Source organism: Sphingomonas mangrovi (genome assembly GCF_047975845.1).
In the GTDB taxonomy this organism is placed as follows: Bacteria; Pseudomonadota; Alphaproteobacteria; order Sphingomonadales; family Sphingomonadaceae; genus Sphingomonas.
Genome location: NZ_JBIUCZ010000002.1, coordinates 211,663 through 232,898, shown reverse-complemented (window position 1 = coordinate 232,898; position 21,236 = coordinate 211,663). Strand labels below are relative to the sequence as shown.

Sequence of the window (21,236 nt, the reverse complement as noted above, 5' to 3'; positions counted from 1 at the left end):
ACCGCGGTGGTGCGGACGGCGGGACTCGAACCCGCACTCCTGTTCGGAAGCCGATTTTAAGTCGGCTGCGTCTACCGGTTTCGCCACGTCCGCACGGGGGTACCGCAACCGCAAGCCGGCGCCCGCGTCAAGCGCGTTGCGCGGCGGGTGCCGGACCTCAGACGTTGAGGCGGGCGCGCATTTCCTTGCCGGGCTTGAAATACGGAACCCGCTTGGCGTCGACCTCGACCGTCTCGCCGGTGCGCGGATTGCGACCGGTGCGGGCGTCGCGCGCGCGGGTGGAGAAGGCGCCGAAGCCGCGAAGCTCGACGCGGCCGTCCTGCTTAAGTTGTTCGACGATGCAGTCGAAGAAGACGGTGACGATCCGTTCCACGTCCCGCGCGGACAGGCCGGGATTGTCGGCGATCAGACGCGTTACCAGTTCGGATCGGATCATTGGGACCTCATGGACTCGCGGCAAGAAAGAGCCGGAGCAATCGTTACGCTGGAGTATCCGACAGCTACTTTGCGCGGTGAAGAACTGCAACCCCGTGAAGACCAATGCCGCGGCGGAAGTAGAACTCCCGCCGCGGCACAGTGTTTAGCGGTTCTCGTTGCGGGCCTTGAGCGCCTCGCCGAGAATGTCGCCCAGCGACGCGCCCGAGTCGGACGAGCCGTACTGCGCAACCGCCTGCTTCTCTTCGGAGATCTGCATCGCCTTGATCGAGAAGGTCGGCTTCTTCGAGCGGTCGAAGCCCGACACCATCGCGTCGAACTTCTGACCGACCTGGAAGCGCTCCGGACGCTGCTCGTCCCGGTCGCGGCCGAGGTCGGTGCGCTTGATGAAGCCGGTGGCGCCGTCGTCGCCCGCCTGCACTTCGAGACCCGCGTCGCGGACCTCAAGCACGGTGACGGTGACGATCGCGTTCTTGTTGAGGCGGTCGCCCGAGGTGGCGACGCCGACGGCCGGCGCACCGCGCTCGAGCTGCTTCATGCCGAGGCTGATGCGCTCCTTGTCCGGCTCCACGGCGAGCACGACGGCCTGAACCGTCTCGCCCTTGCGGTGCAGGTTGAGCGCGTCCTCGCCCGAGATGCCCCAGGCGATGTCCGACATGTGGACCATGCCGTCGACGTCGCCGTCCAGGCCCACGAACAGGCCGAACTCGGTCGCGTTCTTGACTTCGCCCTCGACGGTCGAGCCGACCGGGTGGGTCTCGGCGAAGCGCTCCCACGGGTTCGCCTGCGCCTGCTTGAGGCCCAGCGAGATGCGGCGCTTTTCCTGATCGACCTCGAGGACGATGACCTCGACCTCCTGGCTGGTCGACACGATCTTGCCCGGATGGACGTTCTTCTTGGTCCAGCTCATCTCGGAGACGTGGACCAGGCCCTCGATGCCCGCTTCCAGCTCGACGAACGCACCATATTCGGTGATGTTGGTCACGCGGCCGGTCAGCTTCGCGCCGATCGGATACTTGACCGAGGCGCCATCCCACGGATCGCTCTCGAGCTGCTTCATGCCGAGCGAGATGCGCTGCGTGTCGCGGTTGATGCGGATGATCTGCACGCGCACCGTGTCGCCGATGTTGAGCATCTCCGACGGGTGGCCGACGCGCTTGTAGCTCAGGTCGGTGACGTGCAGCAGGCCGTCGATGCCGCCCAGGTCGACGAACGCACCATAGTCGGTGATGTTCTTGACGATGCCGTCGATCACCTGGCCTTCGTGCAGCGACTGGATCAGGCCCGAACGCTGCTCGGCGCGGGTCTCTTCCAGCACCGCGCGACGCGACACGACGATGTTGCCGCGCTTGCGGTCCATCTTGAGGATCTGGAACGGCTGCGGGATGTCCATCAGCGGGGTGACGTCACGCACCGGACGGATATCGACCTGCGAACCCGGCAGGAACGCCACGGCGCCCGACAGGTCGACGGTGAAGCCGCCCTTGACGCGGCCGAAGATCACGCCTTCGACGCGGGCCGACTTGGCGAACTCGGTTTCCAGCTTGTCCCAGGCGGCTTCGCGGCGGGCGCGGTCGCGGCTGAGCATCGCTTCGCCGTTTGCGTTCTCGACGCGGTCGACATAGACCTCGACTTCGTCGCCGACCTTCAGCTCGGCCTTCTGGCCCGGCGCTGCGAACTCGCGCAGCGGCACGCGGCCTTCCGACTTGAGGCCCACGTCGATGACGGCGAGGTCGTTCTCGATGCCGGTGACGGTCCCGATGACCACGCGGCCTTCGAAGCTGTCGGCCTGACCCAGCGTCTGGTCAAGCATCGCCGCGAAATCGTCGCGGCTCGGGTTTGCCAAAGAGGCCATTAGAGTTCCTGGTTCCTGTACGTTTTTCCGGCCGGCCGGTTGGTTCCGGCGGTCTTTGACCGGCGTGGCCGCGGCGGCCGGATGCCGGTCGCGGCATTCTCCGTTCGGCAGCTGCGGGCTTTTCACGCCGAATGCGAAAAAGGGCGCGTGAGGAATCCCCTCCGCGCCGGCCCCGCGAGCAGTCGCTCGTCGAACGGCCGCCGCATAGCGCAGATGCAAGCAATTCGCAAGCGACGCGCCCCGCGTCGCGCGGGCAGGGCTCCTTAGTGGGCGACCTGCGCGTCGACCAGTTCGATCGCGCGCCGCACCGCCGCCTCGATCGAGAGAAAACTGGTATCGAGCGGCGCCGCATCGGCCGCCATCGTCATCGGCGCGTGCGACCGGCTGGCATCGCGGTCGTCGCGCGCGCGGATGTCGGCGAGCACCCGGTCGTAGGTGGTCGTCGATCCCTGCTTCTGCAGTTCCATGTGGCGACGGCGGGCGCGGACCGCGGGAGTCGCCTTGACGAACAGTTTGGCATCGGCGTCCGGCGCGATCACCGTGCCGATGTCGCGGCCGTCGAGCACGGCACCGCCCGGTTGTGCCGCGAATCGCCGCTGGCGCTGGAGCAGCGCCGAGCGGACGAGGCCGTGCGCGGAAACGATCGACGCGACCTTGCCGACCTCGTCGCTGCGCAGCCACGGATCCTCGAGCAGCCGGTCCTCGAACCCGCAGGCGGCGATCGCATCGGCTTCCCGCTCGGGGGTGAGGCTGTCGCGCAGCACCGTCGCCGCCACCGCGCGATACAGCAGGCCGGTGTCGAGATGCGGAAGCTCGTAGTGGCGCGAGAGCGCGCGGGCGATGGTGCCCTTGCCCGATGCGGCGGGTCCGTCGACGGCGATGATCATCGCCGTGCAGTCGCCGCAACCGCGGCAGGCGTCAAGCCGCGGCCGGGCAGCGGATCACGGCAGGTCGCAGTTCCGCCTCGCCTCGAAGCACCAGCGTCGTGCCGATCCAGTCGAACGGGACGCCGAACGCAGCGAGCAGAGTCGTGTCGAACGTGGTGGCATCGGGCAAGCGCAGGCGGGTCTCCCCGGGAGCGTTGAGGCCGGCCACCAAGAGCGCCCAGGCCAGCGGCCCGTCGTCCGCCACGTCGCGCGCGAGCGGCACCGCCGGGCAGAGCCCGCGCACCATCAGCGGCAGGCACCCGCCGGGGCTCGCGGTGATGTCCGCCCCCATCGTGCCCAGCGCTGCGAGCAGGTCGGAGTCGAGCAGCGCGGGCCCGGCGAGGGTGACGGTGATCGCCTGACTCGCGGCGAGCCCGAGGAGGAGCGCCGCCGCGGTGTCGCTCTCGACGGCGAGCACGTCGTCGGGTTGCACGAGGCTGCCGGTGCCGACTCCGCGGACGCGCCAGATGCCCTCGACACGATCGACGGATGCGCCCATCGACCGCAACGCGGCGGCCAGTGCGGCAACCGCTGCGTCGTCGGGGAGCGCTTCGATCCGGCTCTCGCCCACCGCCAGTGCGGCGAGGACCAGCGCGCGCAGGCCGAACGCGTGGACGGGCGAGGCGCTCGCGCGCGGGGAGGGCAGGGGAGCGCGCATCGGCACGGTTTTTGACAGCGCCCTTGTGCTATGGCAAGGCGCGCGCCACTTGGCGGGACCAGTCCCGAGACCCAAAATCCCATACCGAAAGGCAAGAGCGGCACATGGTGAAGCCGGAATGGGGCACGAAGCGGACGTGCCCGAAATGCGCGACGCGCTTCTATGACCTTGGCAAGGAAGATCCCGTCACCTGCATCGAGTGCGGTGTGACCTGGAACCCCGAGCCTATCCTGAAGTCGAAGCAGCCGCTTCCGTTCGAAGCGGCGAAGCCCGCCACCGAGAAGGAGACCGAAAAGGATTCGGATCTCGGTGACGAGGATCTGGACATCGACGGCGACGACGAGCCCTCGGCCGACGACGACGTCGATCTGGGTGGCGACGACGATCTGGGCGTCAACACCAAGGACGAAGACGAGGAAAACTGATCCTCGCGCGTCGGCCCGGCCGGCGGAACGAAAAAAGGTGCGGCAAGCGTCGAATAGGCGCTTGCCAAACCAAAACCGCCCGCTTAGAGGGCGCCTTCCCCGACGAGGGGATCCCGGAGCCGCCCCGAAATACGGGTCGGCGAAACGGCGTGGGGCCGTAGCTCAGCTGGGAGAGCGTCGCAATGGCATTGCGAAGGTCAGGGGTTCGATCCCCCTCGGCTCCACCATTTCTCATCGCCGACAGGGCGAGCGCACCATCGATCCGGGCGGGTGCCTTTTCTCCTTCTTAAGTAATCCTTTCGTACGGTTCTCGACGCGCGTGCGCTTGTTCTGCGACAAGGCCGTGGCGGCCGGCGTTCGGTAGCGGCCGTGTCGCGTCCTGGTGCGCCCGGCCCCTGTGGCTCGGCAGGATAGGCTTGCGCCGGGTCGGGACGAGATTGTAACGGGCGCGGCCCGCCCGAGGAGTTGCCCATTCGCCAGATCGCCGCCTTGCCGTACCGGACCGACGGAACCGCCATCGACGCGCCCGTGCGGGTGCTGCTCGTCACGTCGCGCGAGAGCCGGCGCTGGGTGATCCCGAAGGGCAATCTGGACAAGGGGCTGCGCCCGCACGAGGGCGCTGCGGTCGAGGCGGAGGAGGAAGCGGGCGTCCGCGGCCTCGTCTGCCCGACGCCGCTGGGGCAGTATCGCTATCGCAAGCGGCGGCGCAACGGCGCCTCGCTGATGATCGACGTCGAGGTGTTCCCGCTCGCCGTCAGCCAGGAACTGGGCGCCTGGAAGGAACAGTCGGAGCGCGAGCGCCGCTGGTTTAGCTTGACCGAGGCCGCCGACGCGGTCGAGGAGCCCGACCTGCGCGACCTGATCCGCTCCTTCGGTCCGGCGGAAATGAAAGCAGCAATGCGGCGCACCGGCATTCTCAGCACGGTGGCCGAAAAATCCAAGGTGACGAACATGTTCGGATGGTTTCAGCGGCTGCTTCCGAAGACCGGCAATTTCTTCGAGATGTTCGAGGCGCATGCGGTGACGGTCACCGCCGGGGCGGATGCGCTGGCGCGGCTGCTGCAGGACGGCAACCGCGACCATATCCAGGAAGTCGTCGAGCGTGAGCACGACGCCGACGAGATCATCCGCGAGATGCTGCGCACGGTGCGCGAGACCTTCCTCACCCCGTTCGACCGCGGGGCGATCATCAGCCTGATCGGCGCGATGGACGACGCGATCGACGAGATGCAGGCCGCCGTCCAGGCGATCGACCTCTATGAGGTCACGCAGTTTGAGCAGGAAATGAAGGACATGGGGGCGATCATCGTCGATGCCTCGCGCATCACCGCCGAGGCGATGCCGCTGCTGCGCGACGTGGGCCGCAACGGCGGACGCCTGCACGAGCTCACCGAACGGCTGGTGCGCATGGAGAGCCACGCCGACGAGATCCATGCGACCGGGCTCAAGCGTGCGTTCAAGGACATCGGTCCGCAGGACGCGCTTCGCTTCTCGGTCCAGCGCGAGATCTACAAGCACCTCGAACGGATCGTCGACGCGTTCGAGGATGTCGCCAACGAGATCGACGGCATCGTCGTCGACCACGCCTGATCCCGCGCGATGCACGAACTCGCCCTGCCGCTGCTGATCGGGTTGATCCTGGTCGCGCTGGCCTTCGACTTCCTGAACGGCCTGCATGATGCGGCGAACTCGATCGCCACGGTGGTCGCGACTCGGCTGTTGCGCCCGGTCCACGCCGTCGCCTTCGCTGCGGTGTTCAACTTCGCGGCCTATTTCCTGACCATCGCCTTCCCCGGGCTGCACAAGGTCGCCGACACGATCGGCCAGGGGCTGATCGACAAGAACCTCATCACCCCCGCGGTGGTGTTCGGCGCGCTGATCGGCGCGATGTTCTGGAACGTCGTGACCTGGCTGAAGGGGCTGCCTTCCTCGTCGAGCCACGCGCTGGTCGGCGGCATGATCGGGTCGGGCGTGGCGCATGCCGGGCTCACCGGCGTGCAATGGACCGGGCTCAACAAGACGCTGATCGCGATCGTGCTGTCGCCGACGATCGGCATGATCCTGGCGATGCTGGTCATGCTGGTCACCAGCTGGCTGTTCTCGCGCGCCAGCTCGCGCACGGCGGAGCGCTCGTTCCGGACGCTGCACCTCGTGTCGTCGGGCGCCTATTCGCTGAGCCACGGGCTCAACGACGCGCAGAAGACGATGGGGATCATCACCGTGCTGCTCTATTCGACCGGCTATCTGCAGGGCGAGTTCGAGGTGCCGCACTGGGTGGCGATCAGCTGCTACGTTGCGATCGCGCTCGGCACGCTGACGGGCGGGTGGAAGATCATCGAGACGATGGGCTCGCGCATCACCAAGCTGTCGCAGCACCAGGGGTTCAGCGCGTCGCTGTCAGGCTCGATCGTGCTGTTCTCGGCGTCGCTCCTCGGCGTCCCTGTTTCCACCACCCACACCATTACCGGCTCGGTGATCGGCGCCGGCACCGCGCGCCGCGCTTCGGCGGTGCGCTGGGGCGTGGCCAGCAGCGTGGTGGTCGCCTGGGTCATCACCATCCCCGCCTCGGCGGCGGTCGGCGCGTTGTTCTACCTGCTGACGCGGCTGTTCTAGTCTCCGTCCGTCATGCCAGCGGAGGCTGGCATCCAAATGCGCTGCGCGCTCGCTACCAGTCGTAGCGGCAGTGGATCCTGACTTTCGTCAGGATGACGAGGCTTTAGCGCGGCAGGCTGGCGTCTAGGGCGTCGGCGACCGCGGTCATCGCCGCCTTGTTGGGATGATAGGCGACCGGGGTGCGCATGCCGTCCCGATCCAGATAGGCGGTTGCCCAGGGCTCGGCGGCGCAGGCGTCGTGCCCCCGCGAGAGCGCGGAGGTGCGGACCAGGCCGGCCCCGGCGCGCTTGGCTGCCTCGGCGGTAGCCGCCGCAAGCCGCCGGGCGATGGCATTCGAGGCGGCGGCATCTTCCGCCGACAGCGGCGTCTGCGCACAGGGGGCGCCGTCGGGTAGCAGCGTGACATAGTCGACATAGATCAGCCGCGCGTTCAGGGCGCGGCGGCGGACCTCGGCCGAGATCCGGTCGAAGTCCTGCGCCAGTCGTGCCCAGGCGGCCTCTGCCGGTGCGGTGATGCGCGTGCCTTCCGACGCCGCGAACAGCCCACCGATGTAGTTCACGTCGTTGCCGCCGATCGTGACCGTCACCAGTGCAGTGTCGGGCGTCAGCGCGTCGAGCTGCGGCGCAAGCGCGTTCCACGGACCCAGCAGATGCGCGGTGGTCGCGCCCGAGCAGCTGACGTCGACCAGCGTCAGGCCGCGCCGACGTGCCAGCTGATGCGCGTAATTGTCGGTCGATCGCGTGCAGCGGTTCGGCGGCGTGTCGGCGGAGGCGGGAATGCCCGGCCCCGCAGCGAAGGAGCTGCCCATCGCGACATAGCGCGCGCCCAGCGCGAGGGCGCCGCCCCGCGGCAGCGTCGCGCAGCCGCCGAGCGCGACCAGCAGCGTGGCGAGGGCAGTCGCTCCGGCGACGCGACGAGGGTGGCGCATGATTTCTCTCCCGGTTTTCGCGGGGGATAGCGGCTTGCCGGCAGGGGCGGCAACAAAAGGTCACGCGCCGGCCTCTTGATTGCGATGATACGAAGTATCATCTGCATCGCTCGATAGAAGGATAACGGCAGCATGAAGCACGAAATGGCCCCAGCGCGGCAGCAATGGCTCGACGGGGCGGCGATGGGGGCGTCGCTGCTTTGCCTGGTCCATTGCCTGGTGCTGCCCGCGCTGATCGTCGCGCTGCCGATGTTCGCGGCGATGCTCACGCTGCCCGAGAGCTTTCACGCGCTCGCCTTCGCCTTTGCGGTGCCGACCAGCGCGCTCGCGCTCGGGCTGGGCTTTCGCCGTCACCGCCACCCGCTGCCGCTCGCGATCGCGATGCTCGGGCTGCCGCTGCTCGGGGCAGGGGCGTTCCTCGCGACTGGGCCGCGGCTCGAGCTGGTGCTGAGCGTCACCGGAGCGCTGCTGCTCGCGCTCGGCCACGGCTGGAACTGGCGCGCGAGCAGCCGGCCGGCGTGCGCCAGCGCCTGAAGTCGGCCGGACCGCGCGCCGGAGGTCAGCGGCCGTAGATGCGGTCGAGCACCTCGGCGCTGCGGACGAGTTGCTCGGCATCCTCGGCGAAGCGCGGCGAGCGGGCGAGGCGCTCCGCCCAGTCGGCGCCGGCGCGGCCGCCCCAGGCGTCGGGTGGATCGGCGAGCAGCCGGCGCGCGGTGCCGTCGAAGCGCTCGGCGCGGAAGTCGTAGAAGGAGCCGTCGAGGTTGCGGAGCGACGCCGCGCCGCCGGTGCCGTAGAAGCTCGCCTCGATCACCGCGTCCTGTCCGGCCGGCAATCGCCACGAGCAGGCGAGGCGTACGACCGTGCCGCCGGCGAGCACCAGCGTCGCGACCGCATAATCCTCGACCTGGGCGTGCGGGTCGGTGAGCGGCTGGCCGCCGCTCGACAGATGCGAGGTGACTTCGACCACCTCCGGGAAGCCGAGCGTCCACAGCGCCAGGTCGACGAGATGCACGCCCAGGTCCATCACGCAGCCGCCGCCCGACAGCGCCGGGTCGTAGAACCACGGCTTGTCGGGGCCGTAGGCGTTGTGGAAGGTCAGGTCGATCGCGTGGACGTGGCCGAGCGACCCGTCGCGTACCAGCGGCGCGATCTGCTGCATGGCGGCGGTGAGACGATAGGAGAAGTCCACCGACAGCAGCCGGTCGGCACGGCGGGCGGCTTCGACCACCGCACGCGCCTCCGCAGCGCTGCGGCCGAGCGGCTTCTGGCAGAACACCGCGCAGCCGGAGTCGAGCGCCTGGATTGACTGGGCGGCGTGGAGCGCGCTGGGCGTGGCGATCACCACCCCGTCGAGCCCGAGCGCCAGCATCGCGTCGAGCGAGTCGACCACGGCCGCGTCGGGAGCGAGCTTCTGCGCCTCCGCCACCATTTCGGGCGAGGGGTCGCTGATCGCCGCCGCCTCGACTGCGCCGGTGGCGAGCATCGCCTCCATGCGGTGCCGGCCGATCCAGCCGACGCCGAGGAAGCCGAGCTTCGGGCGGGTCATGCGGCGTCTCCCGCCGGCGTGCCGAACGTCACCAGCGCCTTGATGAAGCCGTCGGGCTTGTCGCGGGTTGCGAGCAGCGCCTCGTCGAGCCGCTCGAGCGGATAGCGGTGGGTGTAGAGCGGGGCGGGGTCGATCCGGCCGGAGACCACCGCTTCGACCGCCTCGCGCAGCCCGCGCAGGTTCACCGCCGGGTCGCGTTCGTGCGCGCTGGCGACGTCGATGCCCTTCCAGTTCCACATCTGCATGTTCACCTGGCGCGGCCCGTCCTGGTGATAGCCGGCGATCACCAGCCGACCGCCCTCGCGCACCAGCTCGCCGGCCAGGTCGAGCGGCCATTGCTTGCCGACGCATTCGATCACCCGATCGCAGCCGACGCCGTCGGTAAGGCGCTTCACGTCCTCCAGGATGCGCCAGTGGTCGTCCATCACGATCGTTTCGGCCGCGCCGTACTGGCGGGCGAGGTCGAGCGAGGACTGGCGGCGCGAGATCGCGATCACCCGTGCGCCCGCCTCGGTCGCCAGCCGGGTCAACACCGCGCCCAGGAAGCCGATGCCGACGATCGCCACGGTCTGCCCCGCCTGCACGTCCGAGCGGCGGAAGATGTTCATCGCACAGCCGAGCGGCTCGCCGGGGAAGGGGTGGTCGCCGAGCGCCGCCGGCAGCGTCACCAGCGCGTCGACGGCGGCGAGGTCGTATTCGGCATAGGCGTTGCCCGAGAGCATCGCGACCCGGTCGCCGATCGCCACCTCGGTCACGTCCGGGCCGATCGCGTCGACCACGCCCCAGCCTTCGTGGCCCATGCCGCCGGGCTCGCCGGGGAACTGCGACCAGGGCTGCCCCTCGAACGGCTCGACGTTGGAGGCGCAGACGCCGCAGCCTTCCAGCTTCACCCGCACTTCGCCCGCGCCGGGCTGGGGCAGCGGGACCTGCCGCGTTTCCATCGTGCCGGGCGCGGCAAGCACCGCCGCGCGCATCGTGTCAGTCATGGGGATTCCTGTTGGTGAAAGGGTGGGGCGCAACCAAGCGGCCGCGCCGAGCATTGCCGCGTTCCCCGCAGCAGGAGGACGAATCCATGCGCAGCACCGACGATCGCACGCCCCAGCCTGCCGGCATGACGGGCACGCTGCGCGAGAACATCGCCGCGCTTTCCGAGCGTCGCCGGCGGGAGGCGCGCGAGGCGCCGCTCGGCGACCGGGTGGCCGATGCGATCACCGGCTTCGTCGGCTCGATGCGCTTCGTGCTGCTGCACCTGCTGCTGTACGGCGCCTGGATTCTGGTCAATCTCGGGTGGGTGCCGGGCGCGGCGCGATTCGATCCGAGCTTCGTCGTGCTGGCGATGGTCGCGTCGGTGGAGGCGATCTTCCTGTCCACCTTCGTGCTCATCAGCCAGAACCGGATGGCCGCCGCGGCCGACCGCCGCGCCGACCTGGACCTGCACATCAACCTGCTCGCCGAGCACGAGCTGACCCGGCTCGCGCGGCTGGTCGACCGCATCGCCGCGCGGCTGGACGTGGCCGTCGACGATCCCGGGTTCGACGAAATCAAGCGCAACGTCGAACCCGAGCAGGTGCTGGATGCCCTGGACAAGACCCCCGCCTCAGGCGGCTGAGCTCTTGTCGGCGATGAACGCCTCCAGCGCCTCGTAGGCGAGGTCGTCGGTGGTCTGTTCGGGCGGGTGCTTGCAGAAGAATGCGGACGCCGCGCCGATCGGCCCGCCGAGGCCACGGTCGCGCGCGAGCTTGGCACAGCGCACCATGTCGATCGCGACACCGGCCGAATTGGGGCTGTCCTCGACCGACAGCCGCAGCTCCAGGTTCATCGGCACGCCGCCGAACATGCTGCCTTCCATGCGCAGGAAGCACACCTTGTTGTCGTTCTGCCAGGCGACATAGTCGCTGGGGCCGACGTGGATGTTCTCGTCGGCCAGGCGCGTCTCCGCGACCGACTGCACCGCCTCGGTCTTGCTGACCTTCTTGGAGGCGAGCCGCTTGCGGTTCGACATGTTGAGGAAGTCGGTGTTGCCGCCGGTGTTGAGCTGGTAGGTCCGCTCCAGCTTGACGCCGCGCTTGTGGAACAGGTCGGTCAGCACGCGGTGGACGATCGTCGCGCCCAGCTGCGCCTTGATGTCGTCGCCGATGATCGGCACCCCCGCATCCTCGAAGCGCTTGGCCCATACGGGATCGCTGGCGATGAACACGGGGATGTTGTTGACGAAGGCGACGCCGGCCTCCAGCGCGCATTCGGCGTAGAATTCGGTCGCCTGCTGGCTGCCGACGGGCAGGTAGTTCATCACCACGTCGACGTCCGCCGCCTTGAGCGCGGCGACGATGTCGGCGCGGCTCGGCTCGGTCGCATCGGCGGGGACGAAGGTGCGGTCCTCGGCGAAGTCGGCCATGTGCTCGGCGACGCCGTCGAGCACCGGGCCCATCTGCACCAGCGTGCCGGTCGGCTCGACGTCGGCGCAGAACACCGCGGTGCAATTGGGTTTGGCGAAGATCGCCTCGGCGACGTCGCGGCCGACCTTGCGGCGGTCGATGTCCCAGGCGGCGACCACGTGGACGTCGCCCGGCTGATAGCCGCCGATCTCCTGGTGGAGCAGGCCGGTGAGGTCGTTGGCGCCGTGGCGATAATAGCTCAGCCCCTGCACGAACGAGCTCGCGCAGTTGCCGACGCCGATCAGCGCGACGCGGATGGGACGGCCGCTCATGCGCCCACCTCCAGCGCCGGCTGGGCGAGGGGCGTCGTCGCCCCCGCGGGCGCATAGCGGTCGATCATCCACGCACAGAAGTCGGCGAACTGCTGCGGCTCGTGCGGCGGGCTGGTGTGGTGCGCACCCGGCCCCAGGTGCTCGGGGGTGAAGCAGAAGGTGACGGTCACGTCGAAGTCGGCGAGCGCCTCCATCTGCCGGTCGAACCAGTCGGTCGCGTTGGGGCGGAAGCTGTCGGCCCAGCTGAGCCCGGTGCGCAGCTTCTTCGTGCCCAGCCGCTTCATCCAGGCGACGGCGTCGTCCAGCCGCGGGTCCTCGAAGTGAAACCACTGCATCAGCCCCATCTCGGACGCGACCTTGGCATAGTCGTCGAGCGCGGGCTTGGGGGTGCCGTCCTCGCGGATCAGGCCCATGTAGAAATGGCGATAGTAGCTCGAGCCCTCGGCCTCGCGGTGGCGGGTGGTGGCGCCCCAGCTCTGGGGCAGGTCGTAGAGCGAATACCAGAAGATGCGCGGCACGCGGCCGATCAGCAGCTCGGCCGTCTTGTTGACGCCGAATACCTGAACTTCCTCGGCGCCGAACGAGCCGACGCCGACCTCGGTCACCCAGATGGGCTTGTCGGTCACCGCCTCGATCTCGGCGATCTTGTCAGGCCAGGCGTGGATCGGCCACAGGTTCCAGTCGAGCGGGAAGCCGTGCACCGCCACCGCATCGACCGCGTCGAGCGCACCATGCCCTTCCATCCGCTTCACCCAATGCGGGTCGATCGGCGACATGCCGCCCAGCACCCGCGTGATCGCCGGGTTGATCGCATGGATGGCGTTGCCGGCGCGGATCACCGTGTCGGCGAAGATCGCCCATTCGGGATCCAGCTCCGGGTCCCAGTGCGACTTGTTGTTGGGCTCGTTCCAGAGCATCGCGGCTTCGATCACTTGCTTCCCCCCCGTACCGGCCCGTTCGCCGGATAGACTGCCGCCGGCCCGAATTCCGCATAGGGAACGGGGGCCACGCGGCACAGATAGACGTCGCGTTCCGGGCGCGCCTCGACCGTGAAGCCTGCTGCGCGGAGCATCGCCTCCGACGCGGCATGGTTGGGCGCCCACCAGTTGGTCCAGTCGTGCGCGTATTCGCGCTCGATGAAGTGCATCTTGGGATAGCCCGGATCGTCGAAATAGGCCGGCGCGTCATAGGTGCCGGGCACGTAGAAGGGGTGATCCTCCGGCACGTCGCACACGTCGTCGGACCCGCGCTGCAGCGTCTGGAACAGCATCTGGTCGCCGGAGACATGCTCGCGGATCAGGTCCAGCGCCAGCAGCGGATGCCGCAGGTGGTAGAGCACCCCCATGAAGATCACGAGGTCGAACGTCTCACCCAGCTGCGCCACGTCGTAGACCGACAGCTTGGCGAACTCGACGCCGGTGAAGCCCAGCGCCTCGGTCGCCAGCCGCGCCTGCGCCAGATAGCGTTCGTCGCTGTCGATGCCGAGCACGCGCTCTGCGCCGCGCCGCTTCATCTCGACCGAGTAGAAGCCGGCGTTGCAGCCGATGTCGAGCACGGTCTTGCCGGTCATGTCCTGCGGCAGGGCAGGGCCGAAGCGCTGAAACTTGAAGTTGGGATAGTCGCCCAGGAAGTGATCGGGGGCGGTCTGGATGCCGTTGCCCAGATCGATGTTGTGGAACCAGGGCGCGAGCCGCGCCACTTCCTCGCGGAGCCGGTCGGTCGGCATCTTGGTCATTGCGGCACCTCGTTGAGCGTGACGATCCGGCCCTGGCCGCCCGCCAGCGCCAGCGTGGTGAGCGATCCCGGCGCGCAGTCGAATGCCAGCAGCCGGTCGAGCCCGAGCCCCAGATAGTGCGAGGCGATCCCGCGGATCACGTCGCAATGGCTGACGCACAGCACCGTTCCGCCGTCGCCGTCGAGTGCGGCGACATGGGCGACGGCGCGTGCGGTGGCCGCCGCCATCGTCTCGCCGCCCGGTGTCGTGGCGGTGGCGCGTTCGGCGTTCCAGCGATCCCATTCGGCATCGCCGTGGAGGCTGGCGAAGCTGCGCCCGGCCCAGGCCCCGAAATCCACCTCGTCCAGGGCCTCGACCAGCGTCACCTGCAAGTTGTGGTGCGCGGCCACGATCTCCGCAGTTTCGCGCGTACGGGCACGGGGGCTGCTGTGGATCGCGGTGAGCGGCACCTCGGCGAGGCGCGCGGCCAGCCGTTCGGCTTCGGCATGGCCGACAGCGTTCAGCGCGATATCCGAGCGTCCGCTTAGGACGGCGCCGACCTCATCGTGGCTTCCGTGACGCGCAAGAAGGACGGTCGCGCTCAACGCGCATCCGGGCGAGGTCGGATCAACATAGATGCTGCAAGCGCATCGTGACGCCCTTTGGTTCCCGACCGGCCGGAAAAATGTTTCCCAATCGGAATGGTTTACGGGAACAAAGATGAAGAGGAAGCGCTTCCCATCCTGATCGCCGACCATTGAACAGGGTCGCAGCGGCGAAGTCAACGCAGACCGGCTTGGGGACGCAGCCGGAGCGGCAGCGGGAGGAAGAATGGAACGGGTTCTCATCACCGGGGGGGCGGGATTCATCGGACGCTTCGTCGCCGACGAACTGCTGGCGCGCGGCAACGAGGTGCGCGTGCTCGACAGCCTGATCGAGCAGGTCCACGGCGCGACCGACGGCTCGCAGATGCTCAACAAGGAAGCCGAGCTGATCCGCGCCGACGTGCGCGACAAGGATGCGGTGCTGAAGGCGCTCGACGGCGTCGACAGCGTCATCCACCTCGCGGCCGAGGTCGGCGTCGGCCAGTCGATGTACGAGGTCGAGCGCTATACCTCGACCAACGACGTCGGCACCGCCGTGCTGTTCGAGGCGCTGATCGACAAGCCCGTCCGCCGCGTCGTCACCGCCTCCTCGATGAGCATCTATGGCGAGGGCCTCTATCGCGACGCCGACGGCGAGCTGGTCGAGAATGCCGAGCGCAAGGCGCTGAAGGACGGGCAGAAGAACTGGGAGCCGGTCGACGCGCAGGGCCGTCCGCTCAGCCCCGTCGCGACGCCCGAGTGGAAGCGCCCGAACCTCGCGTCGATCTACGCGCTCAACAAATATGTGCAGGAACGCACGACCCACATCATGGCCGCGCCCTATGGCATCGAGGGCGTGTGCCTGCGGCTGTTCAACGTCTATGGTCCGGGACAGGCGCTGTCGAACCCGTACACCGGCGTGCTCGCGATCTTCGCTTCGCGCTTCCTGAACGGCCAGTCGCCGCTGATCTTCGAGGACGGCGAACAGCGCCGCGACTTCGTCCATGTCAGCGACGTGGCGCGCGCCTTTGCCGACGCGCTGGTGCTGCCGCAGGCGGTGGGCGGCACGTTCAACATCGGCTCGGGCCACGACCGCTCCGTCAAGGAAGTGGCCGAGGAACTCGCCAAGGCGATGGGCAAGAACGACCTGACCGCCGAAGTGGTCGGCAAGGCGCGCATCGGCGACATCCGCCACTGTTTCTGCGATACCAGCATGGCCGCCGAAAAGCTCGACTTCCGCGCCAAGCAGGACTTCCAGCAGGGCCTCGCCGAGCTCGCCGAATGGGTCGCGCAGCAGACGGCGCAGGACCGCGTCGAGCAGATGCGCTCCGAGCTGGAGAAACGGGGCCTGGTGGCATGACGGACGCGGGGAACGCCGTGGCGGACCCGCGGCCGATCCTGGTCACCGGCGGCGCCGGCTTCATCGGATCCAATCTCGCCGACCGGCTGGCCGGCGAGGGCCACCGCGTGCTCGTCTATGACGCGCTGTCGCGGGCCGGTGTCGACACCAACCTCGCCTGGCTGCAGCAGCGCCACGGCGACCGCATCGACTTCCTGCACGCGGACATCCGCGACGAGGCTCGCCTGGCCGATGCCGCGGCGGGCGCCAAGGCGGTGTTCCACCTGGCGGCACAGGTGGCGGTGACGACCAGCATGGTCGATCCGCGCGACGATTTCGCGATCAACATCGCCGGCACGCTCCACCTGCTCGACGCGATCCGTACGCGCTCGCCCGAGACGCCGGTGATCTTCGCGTCGACCAACAAGGTCTATGGGGACCTCGCCGACCTCGAGTTCGCGCTGGAGGGCGACGCCTATCGTCCGGTCGACCGGCAAGTGCGCGCGCACGGAATCGGCGAGGCGCGGCCGCTCGACTTCCACACTCCCTATGGCTGTTCCAAGGGCGCGGCCGACCAATATGTGCTCGACTACGCCCGCAGCTTCGGCCTGAAGACGGCGGTGCTGCGGATGAGCTGCATCTACGGCCAGCGCCAGATGGGCACCGAGGACCAGGGGTGGGTCGCCCACTTCCTGATCCGCGCGCTCGAGGGCAAGCCGATCACGCTCTACGGCGATGGCTATCAGGTGCGCGACATCCTCGACGTGTCGGACGCGGTCGACGCCTATGTCGCCGCGTGGCGCAACATCGATGCGATCGCGGGGCAGGCGTTCAATCTGGGCGGCGGCCCGGACAACGCCGTCAGCCTGCGTCAGCTGCTCGCCTATATGGGCGAGGTGCTGGGCCGCGAGGTCGAGGTCGGCTTTTCCGAATGGCGCGCGGGCGACCAGCGCTATTTCGTCGCCGACACGCGCAAGGCACAGGCGGCGCTGGGCTTAAGCAAGCGGGTCGATTGGCAAGACGGCGTCGCGCGGCTCGCACGCTGGCTGGCCGAGGCGCGCGGGATCAATGCGCCGATCGGCGTGCCGGTAGCGGAAGCGTCGGCGGGGGCCGCTTGATGGCGGCGCGGATCCTGATCACCGCCGATGCGGTCGGCGGTGTCTGGCAGTACGCGACCGATCTCGCCTGTGCGCTCGCCCCGCTCGGCTTCGCGCCGACGGTGGCGGTGCTCGGGCCCGAGCCGAGTGCGGCCCAGCGCGCGCCGGTGGAGGCTGCGGGCATTCCGATCCTCGACACCGGCCTGCCGCTCGACTGGCTGTGCGACGGCCCCGTGCCGGTGCGCGAGGCTGGCGAAGCGTTGGCCGCGCTGGTGCGCGAGCAGGGCTTCGACCTCGTCCACTGCAACATGCCGACGCTGGCGGCGAGCGGCGCGTTCGGCGTGCCGCTGGTTGCGGTGGCGCACGGCTGCCTCGCCACCTGGTGGGATGCGGCGCGGGGCACTCCGCTGCCGCCGGAGTTCCGCTGGCAGCGCACCCTGACCGAGCAGGGCTTCCGCGCGGCCGATCGCGTGGTGGCGCCCACCGCAGCGTTCGCGGCGGTGATCCAGCGCAGCTATGGCCTCGCCGAGCCGCCGCTGGCGGTACACAATGGGCGCCGTCCGCTGTGCGTGGGCGAGGGCGAACCCGTCGATAGCGTCTTCACCGCCGGCCGGCTGTGGGACCAGGTCAAGCAGACGCGGCTGCTCGATCGCGTGGCCGCGCGGCTGCCGGTGCCCTTCCACGCGGCGGGGCCGCTGGTCGGTCCGCACGGCGAGCAGATCGCGGCCAATCATCTGCACCCGCTCGGCGTGCTGAACGAGACCGAACTCGCCGGCTGGCTGGCGCAGCGCCCGATCTTCGTCTCGGCCGCACGGTTCGAGCCGTTCGGGCTGGCGGTGCTGGAGGCGGCGGCTGCCGGCTGCCCGCTGGTGCTCGCCGACCTGCCGACCTTCCGCGAGCTGTGGGAGGGCGCGGCAACCTTCGTGGCGCCGCACGACCAGGACGGCTTCGTCGCCGCGATCGAGACGCTGCGCGCCGATCCGGCCCGCCGCATCGCGCTGGGCGAGGCTGCGCAGGTACGTGCGGCGCGCTATACGCCGGCGGCGGTCGCGCGCGACATGGCCGCACTCTACCGCGAGTTGCTCGACCCCGCCGCGACCCTCACGCGGAGTGCCGCGGCATGAAGATCGCCTATTTCACCCATTCGCTGCTGTCGTGCTGGAATCACGGCAACGCGCATTTCCTGCGCGGCGTGCTGCGCGAGCTGATCGCGCGCGGCCACGATGTCCGCACGCTGGAGCCGGAGGGCAACTGGAGCCTCGCCAACCTGCTCGCCGACGGCGGCGAGGCGGGGCTTGAGCCGTATCGCACCGCCTATCCGGAGTTGTCGTCGGAGAGCTTCGCGCCCGGCACCGATCCGGCCGAGCTAGTCGGCGATGCCGAGCTGGTGATCGTCCACGAATGGAACGATCCCGCGCTCGTCGCCGCCATCGGCGACCTGCGCACGCGCGGCGGCCGTTTCACGCTGTTGTTCCACGACACCCACCACCGCGCCGTCAGCGATCCCGACGCGATCCGCGCCTTCGATCTGTCGGGCTACGACGGCGTGCTCGCGTTCGGGGAGACGCTGTCGGAGGTCTACCGCCGCTGGGGCTGGGAAGGGCGGGTGTGGACCTGGCACGAGGCTGCCGACACGCGCCACTTCCACCCGCCCGTGCACGAGGGCACGCGCGAGGGACTGGTGTGGATCGGCAACTGGGGCGATGGCGAGCGCACGCAGGAGCTGGAGGATTTCCTCTTCCGCCCCGCCAACGCCGCGGGCCTGCCGCTCGACATCTATGGCGTGCGCTACCCGGACGAGGCGAAGGCGATGCTCGCCTCGCACGGCGCGCGCTATCGCGGCTGGGCACCCAATGCCAAGGCGCCGGAGATCTTCGCGCGCCACCTCGCCACCGTGCACGTGCCGCGGCGCTATTACGCGACGATCCTGCCCGGCATCCCCACCATCCGCGTGTTCGAGGCGCTGGCCTGCGGACTGCCGCTGGTGTCGGCGCCGTGGGACGATGCCGAGGGGCTGTTCCGCCCCGGCAGCGACTATCTCGTCGCCCGCGACGGTGCCGAGATGACCCGCCACCTGACGGCGTTGCGCGACGATCCGGAGCTGCGGGCGAGCCTCGCCGCCGCCGGGTTGGAGACGATCCGCGCCCGCCATACCTGCGCCCACCGCGTCGACGAACTGCTCGCCGTCGTCGCGAGCCTCGGCGCCCCCAAGAGTGAGAGGAACGTGGCGTGAAGATCGCCTTTTACGGATCCAGCCTGGTGTCGTCCTATTGGAACGGCGCCGCCACCTATTACCGCGGCATCCTGCGCGACCTGGCGCAGCGTGGCTACCAGATCAGCTTCTACGAGCCCGACGCGTTCGACCGCCAGAAGCATCGCGACATCGACGCACCCGACTGGGCGCGTTCGGTCGTCTATCCGGCCACGGAAGAGGCGATGCGCGGCGTGCTGGCCGAGGCGGCGGACGCCGACATCGTGGTCAAGGCGAACGGCGTCGGCGTGTTCGACCGCGAGCTGCTGGAGGGCATCGTCGAACACGCGCAGCCGGGTGCGCTCAAGATCTTCTGGGACGTCGACGCCGCCGCCACGCTGGACGAGATGCGCGGCGACGCGGACCACCCGGTCCGCCGCGCGCTGCCAGACCTCGACGCGGTGTTCACCTATGGCGGCGGCCCGCCGGTCGTGAACGCCTACAAGGGCTTCGGCGCCGCCGACTGCGTGCCGATCTACAACGCGCTCGACCCGACTACGCACTTCCCCGTCGAACCCGATCCGCGCTTCGCCTGCGACCTCGCCTTTCTCGGCAATCGCCTGCCGGACCGTGAAGCGCGCGTGGAGGAGTTCTTCCTGAAGGCCGCGGCGCGCCTGCCCGAACAGCAGTTCCTGATCGGCGGCAACGGCTGGGAAACGAAGGACATGCCCGGTAACGTCCGCCATCGCGGGCATGTCTACACGGCCGAGCACAACGCCTTCAACTGCACGCCGCGCGCGGTGCTGAACGTGGCGCGCGACAGCATGGCGAACGTCGGCTTCTCGCCCGCGACCCGCGTGTTCGAGGCGGCGGGCGCTGCCGCCTGCCTCATCACCGACGCCTGGGAAGGCATCGAGCAGTTCCTGATTCCGGACGAGGAAGTGCTGGTCGCGCGCGACGGGCAGGACGTGGCGGACCATCTCGCTGCGCTCACGCCGGAGCGGGCGCAGGCGATCGGCCAGGCGGCGCTCAAGCGCGTGCTCGCCGAGCACACCTACACGCTGCGCGGCGCGCAGGTGGACGAGATGTTCCGGGCGCATGCCGAGCGGCAGCGGGAAGTCGCATGAAGCTCGTCGTCCTTGGCCTTTCGCTGTCGTCCGCCTGGGGCAACGGCCACGCCACCACCTTCCGCGCGCTGCTGAAGGCCTATGCCGCGCGGGGCCACGACATCCTGTTCCTGGAGCGGGACGTGCCCTGGTATGCGGCGCACCGCGACCATGTGGACCCGGATTACTGCCGGCTGGAGTTCTACGCCGACCTCGACGGGCTCGACGCCTGGCGCGAGGAGATCGCGGGCGCCGATGCGGTGATCGTCGGCTCCTATGTGCCGGAGGGCGTGGCGGTCGCGCGCTATGTCCAACAGGTCGCGGATGGCGTCACCGCCTTCTACGACATCGACACGCCGGTAACGCTTGCCAAGCTGGAGCGCGGCGACTTCGAATATCTCTCGCCAGAGGTCATCCCCGGCTACGACCTCTACCTGTCGTTCACCGGCGGACCGACGCTGGAGCGGCTCGAGCGCGCCTATGGCTCGCCGGCCGCGCGCGCTTTCTACTGCTCGGTCGACCCCGCGCTCTACGCGCCGACCGGCACGGAGAAGCGCTGGGACCTTTCGTACCTCGGCACCTACAGCGACGATCGCCAGCCGACGCTGGAGCGGCTGCTGATCGAGCCGGCGCGCGCGCTGCCGCACCGCCGCTTCGTGGTGGCGGGGCCGCAATATCCCGATACCATCGACTGGCCGGCGAACGTCGAGCGCATCGACCATCTGCCGCCGTCGGAGCATGCCGATTTCTACTCCGCCTCGCGCTTCACGCTCAACGTGACGCGTGCGGACATGATCGCGGCCGGCTGGTCGCCGTCGGTGCGGCTGTTCGAGGCGGGCGCCTGCGGAACCCCGATCGTGTCGGATCGCTGGGACGGAATCGACGACCTGTTCGCACCCGGCCGCGAGATCCTGCTGGCAGACGACGGCGAGGCGGTGATCGCCGCGATCGAGGGCGCGGACGCCGCGGCGATGGGCGAGGCGGCACGCACCCGCGTGCTCGCCGCCCACACCGCCGCGCATCGCGCCGCCGAGCTGGAGGGGCACCTTGCCGAGGCCGCTGCCCGGCAGGCGCCGCGAACCGAGATCGCCGGCGCCGCGTAGAACAAAGAA

Annotated in this window: 22 protein-coding genes and 2 tRNA genes; 12 read left to right on the top strand and 12 right to left on the bottom strand. The window is 69.3% G+C overall.

Features of this window, described 5'->3' with window-relative positions:
- Positions 1-7 precede the first annotated feature (7 nt).
- The 5 genes from ACBY01_RS02570 to ACBY01_RS02550 all read right to left on the bottom strand — a co-directional run bounded on the left by ACBY01_RS02570 (position 8) and on the right by ACBY01_RS02550 (position 3,874).
- Positions 8-93: transfer RNA gene (locus ACBY01_RS02570), tRNA-Leu, on the bottom strand.
- A gap of 64 nt (positions 94-157) precedes the next feature.
- Positions 158-436 carry an integration host factor subunit beta gene (gene ihfB, locus ACBY01_RS02565; protein WP_416459194.1) on the bottom strand — a complete coding sequence of 93 codons (279 nt, stop codon included), beginning with the start codon at positions 434-436 and terminating at the stop codon, positions 158-160.
- A 144-nt stretch (positions 437-580) separates the two neighbouring features.
- Complete coding sequence (rpsA, locus tag ACBY01_RS02560; protein ID WP_416459193.1) at positions 581-2,290, bottom strand: 30S ribosomal protein S1; 1,710 nt, start codon at positions 2,288-2,290, stop codon at positions 581-583.
- Positions 2,291-2,553: 263 nt separating this feature from the next.
- Positions 2,554-3,177 (bottom strand): (d)CMP kinase, encoded by a 624-nt coding sequence (locus ACBY01_RS02555; protein WP_416459192.1) that lies wholly within the window; start codon positions 3,175-3,177, stop codon positions 2,554-2,556.
- A 31-nt stretch (positions 3,178-3,208) separates the two neighbouring features.
- Complete coding sequence (locus tag ACBY01_RS02550) at positions 3,209-3,874, bottom strand: 3-phosphoshikimate 1-carboxyvinyltransferase (protein ID WP_416459191.1); 666 nt, start codon at positions 3,872-3,874, stop codon at positions 3,209-3,211.
- A gap of 104 nt (positions 3,875-3,978) precedes the next feature.
- Here ACBY01_RS02550 and ACBY01_RS02545 point away from each other — a divergent pair, with 104 nt between their 5' ends.
- From ACBY01_RS02545 to ACBY01_RS02530, 4 genes are all read left to right on the top strand, one after another.
- On the top strand, positions 3,979-4,299 hold the full coding sequence (locus ACBY01_RS02545; RefSeq protein WP_416459190.1) for an FYDLN acid domain-containing protein: 321 nt from the start codon (positions 3,979-3,981) through the stop codon (positions 4,297-4,299).
- 151 nt (positions 4,300-4,450) lie between these two features.
- Positions 4,451-4,526 (top strand) — tRNA-Ala (locus ACBY01_RS02540).
- A 244-nt stretch (positions 4,527-4,770) separates the two neighbouring features.
- Entirely contained in the window at positions 4,771-5,889 is a 1,119-nt protein-coding gene (locus ACBY01_RS02535) for a DUF47 family protein (protein WP_416459207.1), read from the top strand.
- 9 nt (positions 5,890-5,898) lie between these two features.
- On the top strand, positions 5,899-6,912 hold the full coding sequence (locus ACBY01_RS02530) for an inorganic phosphate transporter (protein ID WP_416459189.1): 1,014 nt from the start codon (positions 5,899-5,901) through the stop codon (positions 6,910-6,912).
- Between the two features lie 103 nt (positions 6,913-7,015).
- Here ACBY01_RS02530 and ACBY01_RS02525 read toward each other — a convergent pair whose 3' ends face one another.
- Positions 7,016-7,840, bottom strand: a complete 825-nt coding sequence (locus ACBY01_RS02525; protein ID WP_416459188.1) for an SGNH/GDSL hydrolase family protein — start codon at positions 7,838-7,840, stop codon at positions 7,016-7,018.
- Positions 7,841-7,972: 132 nt separating this feature from the next.
- On the opposite strand from ACBY01_RS02525, the gene ACBY01_RS02520 reads away from it, so the two are divergent.
- Positions 7,973-8,374 carry a MerC domain-containing protein gene (locus ACBY01_RS02520; protein WP_416459187.1) on the top strand — a complete coding sequence of 134 codons (402 nt, stop codon included), beginning with the start codon at positions 7,973-7,975 and terminating at the stop codon, positions 8,372-8,374.
- Between the two features lie 25 nt (positions 8,375-8,399).
- Here the strand turns inward: ACBY01_RS02520 and ACBY01_RS02515 are convergent, their stop codons facing one another.
- The gene (locus ACBY01_RS02515) at positions 8,400-9,386 is read right to left on the bottom strand and encodes a Gfo/Idh/MocA family protein (RefSeq protein ID WP_416459186.1); all 987 of its coding nucleotides are present in this window, start codon (positions 9,384-9,386) and stop codon (positions 8,400-8,402) included.
- Positions 9,383-10,372: an MDR/zinc-dependent alcohol dehydrogenase-like family protein gene (locus ACBY01_RS02510; RefSeq protein WP_416459185.1), complete on the bottom strand. Its 990-nt coding sequence runs from the start codon at positions 10,370-10,372 to the stop codon at positions 9,383-9,385. Before ACBY01_RS02510 ends, ACBY01_RS02515 begins: the two co-directional genes overlap by 4 nt.
- A gap of 125 nt (positions 10,373-10,497) precedes the next feature.
- On the opposite strand from ACBY01_RS02510, the gene ACBY01_RS02505 reads away from it, so the two are divergent.
- Positions 10,498-10,995, top strand: coding sequence for a DUF1003 domain-containing protein (locus tag ACBY01_RS02505; RefSeq protein WP_416459184.1), 498 nt, complete (start codon positions 10,498-10,500; stop codon positions 10,993-10,995).
- Here the strand turns inward: ACBY01_RS02505 and ACBY01_RS02500 are convergent.
- The 4 genes from ACBY01_RS02500 to ACBY01_RS02485 are packed head-to-tail and all read right to left on the bottom strand — an operon-like array spanning position 10,984 to position 14,412.
- Entirely contained in the window at positions 10,984-12,093 is a 1,110-nt protein-coding gene (locus tag ACBY01_RS02500) for an inositol-3-phosphate synthase (protein WP_416459183.1), read from the bottom strand. The genes ACBY01_RS02505 and ACBY01_RS02500 overlap by 12 nt on opposite strands.
- The gene (locus ACBY01_RS02495; protein ID WP_416459182.1) at positions 12,090-13,025 is read right to left on the bottom strand and encodes a glycosyl hydrolase; all 936 of its coding nucleotides are present in this window, start codon (positions 13,023-13,025) and stop codon (positions 12,090-12,092) included. Before ACBY01_RS02495 ends, ACBY01_RS02500 begins: the two co-directional genes overlap by 4 nt.
- On the bottom strand, positions 13,022-13,828 hold the full coding sequence (locus tag ACBY01_RS02490; protein ID WP_416459181.1) for a TIGR04290 family methyltransferase: 807 nt from the start codon (positions 13,826-13,828) through the stop codon (positions 13,022-13,024). Before ACBY01_RS02490 ends, ACBY01_RS02495 begins: the two co-directional genes overlap by 4 nt.
- The gene (locus tag ACBY01_RS02485; protein WP_416459180.1) at positions 13,825-14,412 is read right to left on the bottom strand and encodes a histidine phosphatase family protein; all 588 of its coding nucleotides are present in this window, start codon (positions 14,410-14,412) and stop codon (positions 13,825-13,827) included. Before ACBY01_RS02485 ends, ACBY01_RS02490 begins: the two co-directional genes overlap by 4 nt.
- A 226-nt stretch (positions 14,413-14,638) precedes the next feature.
- On the opposite strand from ACBY01_RS02485, the gene ACBY01_RS02480 reads away from it, so the two are divergent.
- From ACBY01_RS02480 to ACBY01_RS02455, 6 genes are read left to right on the top strand one after another with little or no spacing between them, the layout of a single operon-like run.
- A complete protein-coding gene (locus ACBY01_RS02480; RefSeq protein WP_416459179.1) occupies positions 14,639-15,751 on the top strand; it encodes an NAD-dependent epimerase/dehydratase family protein in 1,113 nt (370 codons plus the stop codon).
- Positions 15,748-16,848: an SDR family NAD(P)-dependent oxidoreductase gene (locus ACBY01_RS02475; RefSeq protein WP_416459178.1), complete on the top strand. Its 1,101-nt coding sequence runs from the start codon at positions 15,748-15,750 to the stop codon at positions 16,846-16,848. The genes ACBY01_RS02480 and ACBY01_RS02475 overlap by 4 nt, the downstream gene beginning before the upstream one ends.
- Positions 16,848-17,951 (top strand): glycosyltransferase family 4 protein, encoded by a 1,104-nt coding sequence (locus ACBY01_RS02470; protein ID WP_416459177.1) that lies wholly within the window; start codon positions 16,848-16,850, stop codon positions 17,949-17,951. The genes ACBY01_RS02475 and ACBY01_RS02470 overlap by 1 nt, the downstream gene beginning before the upstream one ends.
- On the top strand, positions 17,948-19,060 hold the full coding sequence (locus ACBY01_RS02465) for a CgeB family protein (protein WP_416459176.1): 1,113 nt from the start codon (positions 17,948-17,950) through the stop codon (positions 19,058-19,060). The genes ACBY01_RS02470 and ACBY01_RS02465 overlap by 4 nt, the downstream gene beginning before the upstream one ends.
- Entirely contained in the window at positions 19,057-20,145 is a 1,089-nt protein-coding gene (locus ACBY01_RS02460; protein WP_416459175.1) for a CgeB family protein, read from the top strand. Before ACBY01_RS02465 ends, ACBY01_RS02460 begins: the two co-directional genes overlap by 4 nt.
- Complete coding sequence (locus ACBY01_RS02455; RefSeq protein ID WP_416459174.1) at positions 20,142-21,227, top strand: CgeB family protein; 1,086 nt, start codon at positions 20,142-20,144, stop codon at positions 21,225-21,227. The genes ACBY01_RS02460 and ACBY01_RS02455 overlap by 4 nt, the downstream gene beginning before the upstream one ends.
- Positions 21,228-21,236: the final 9 nt, after the last annotated feature.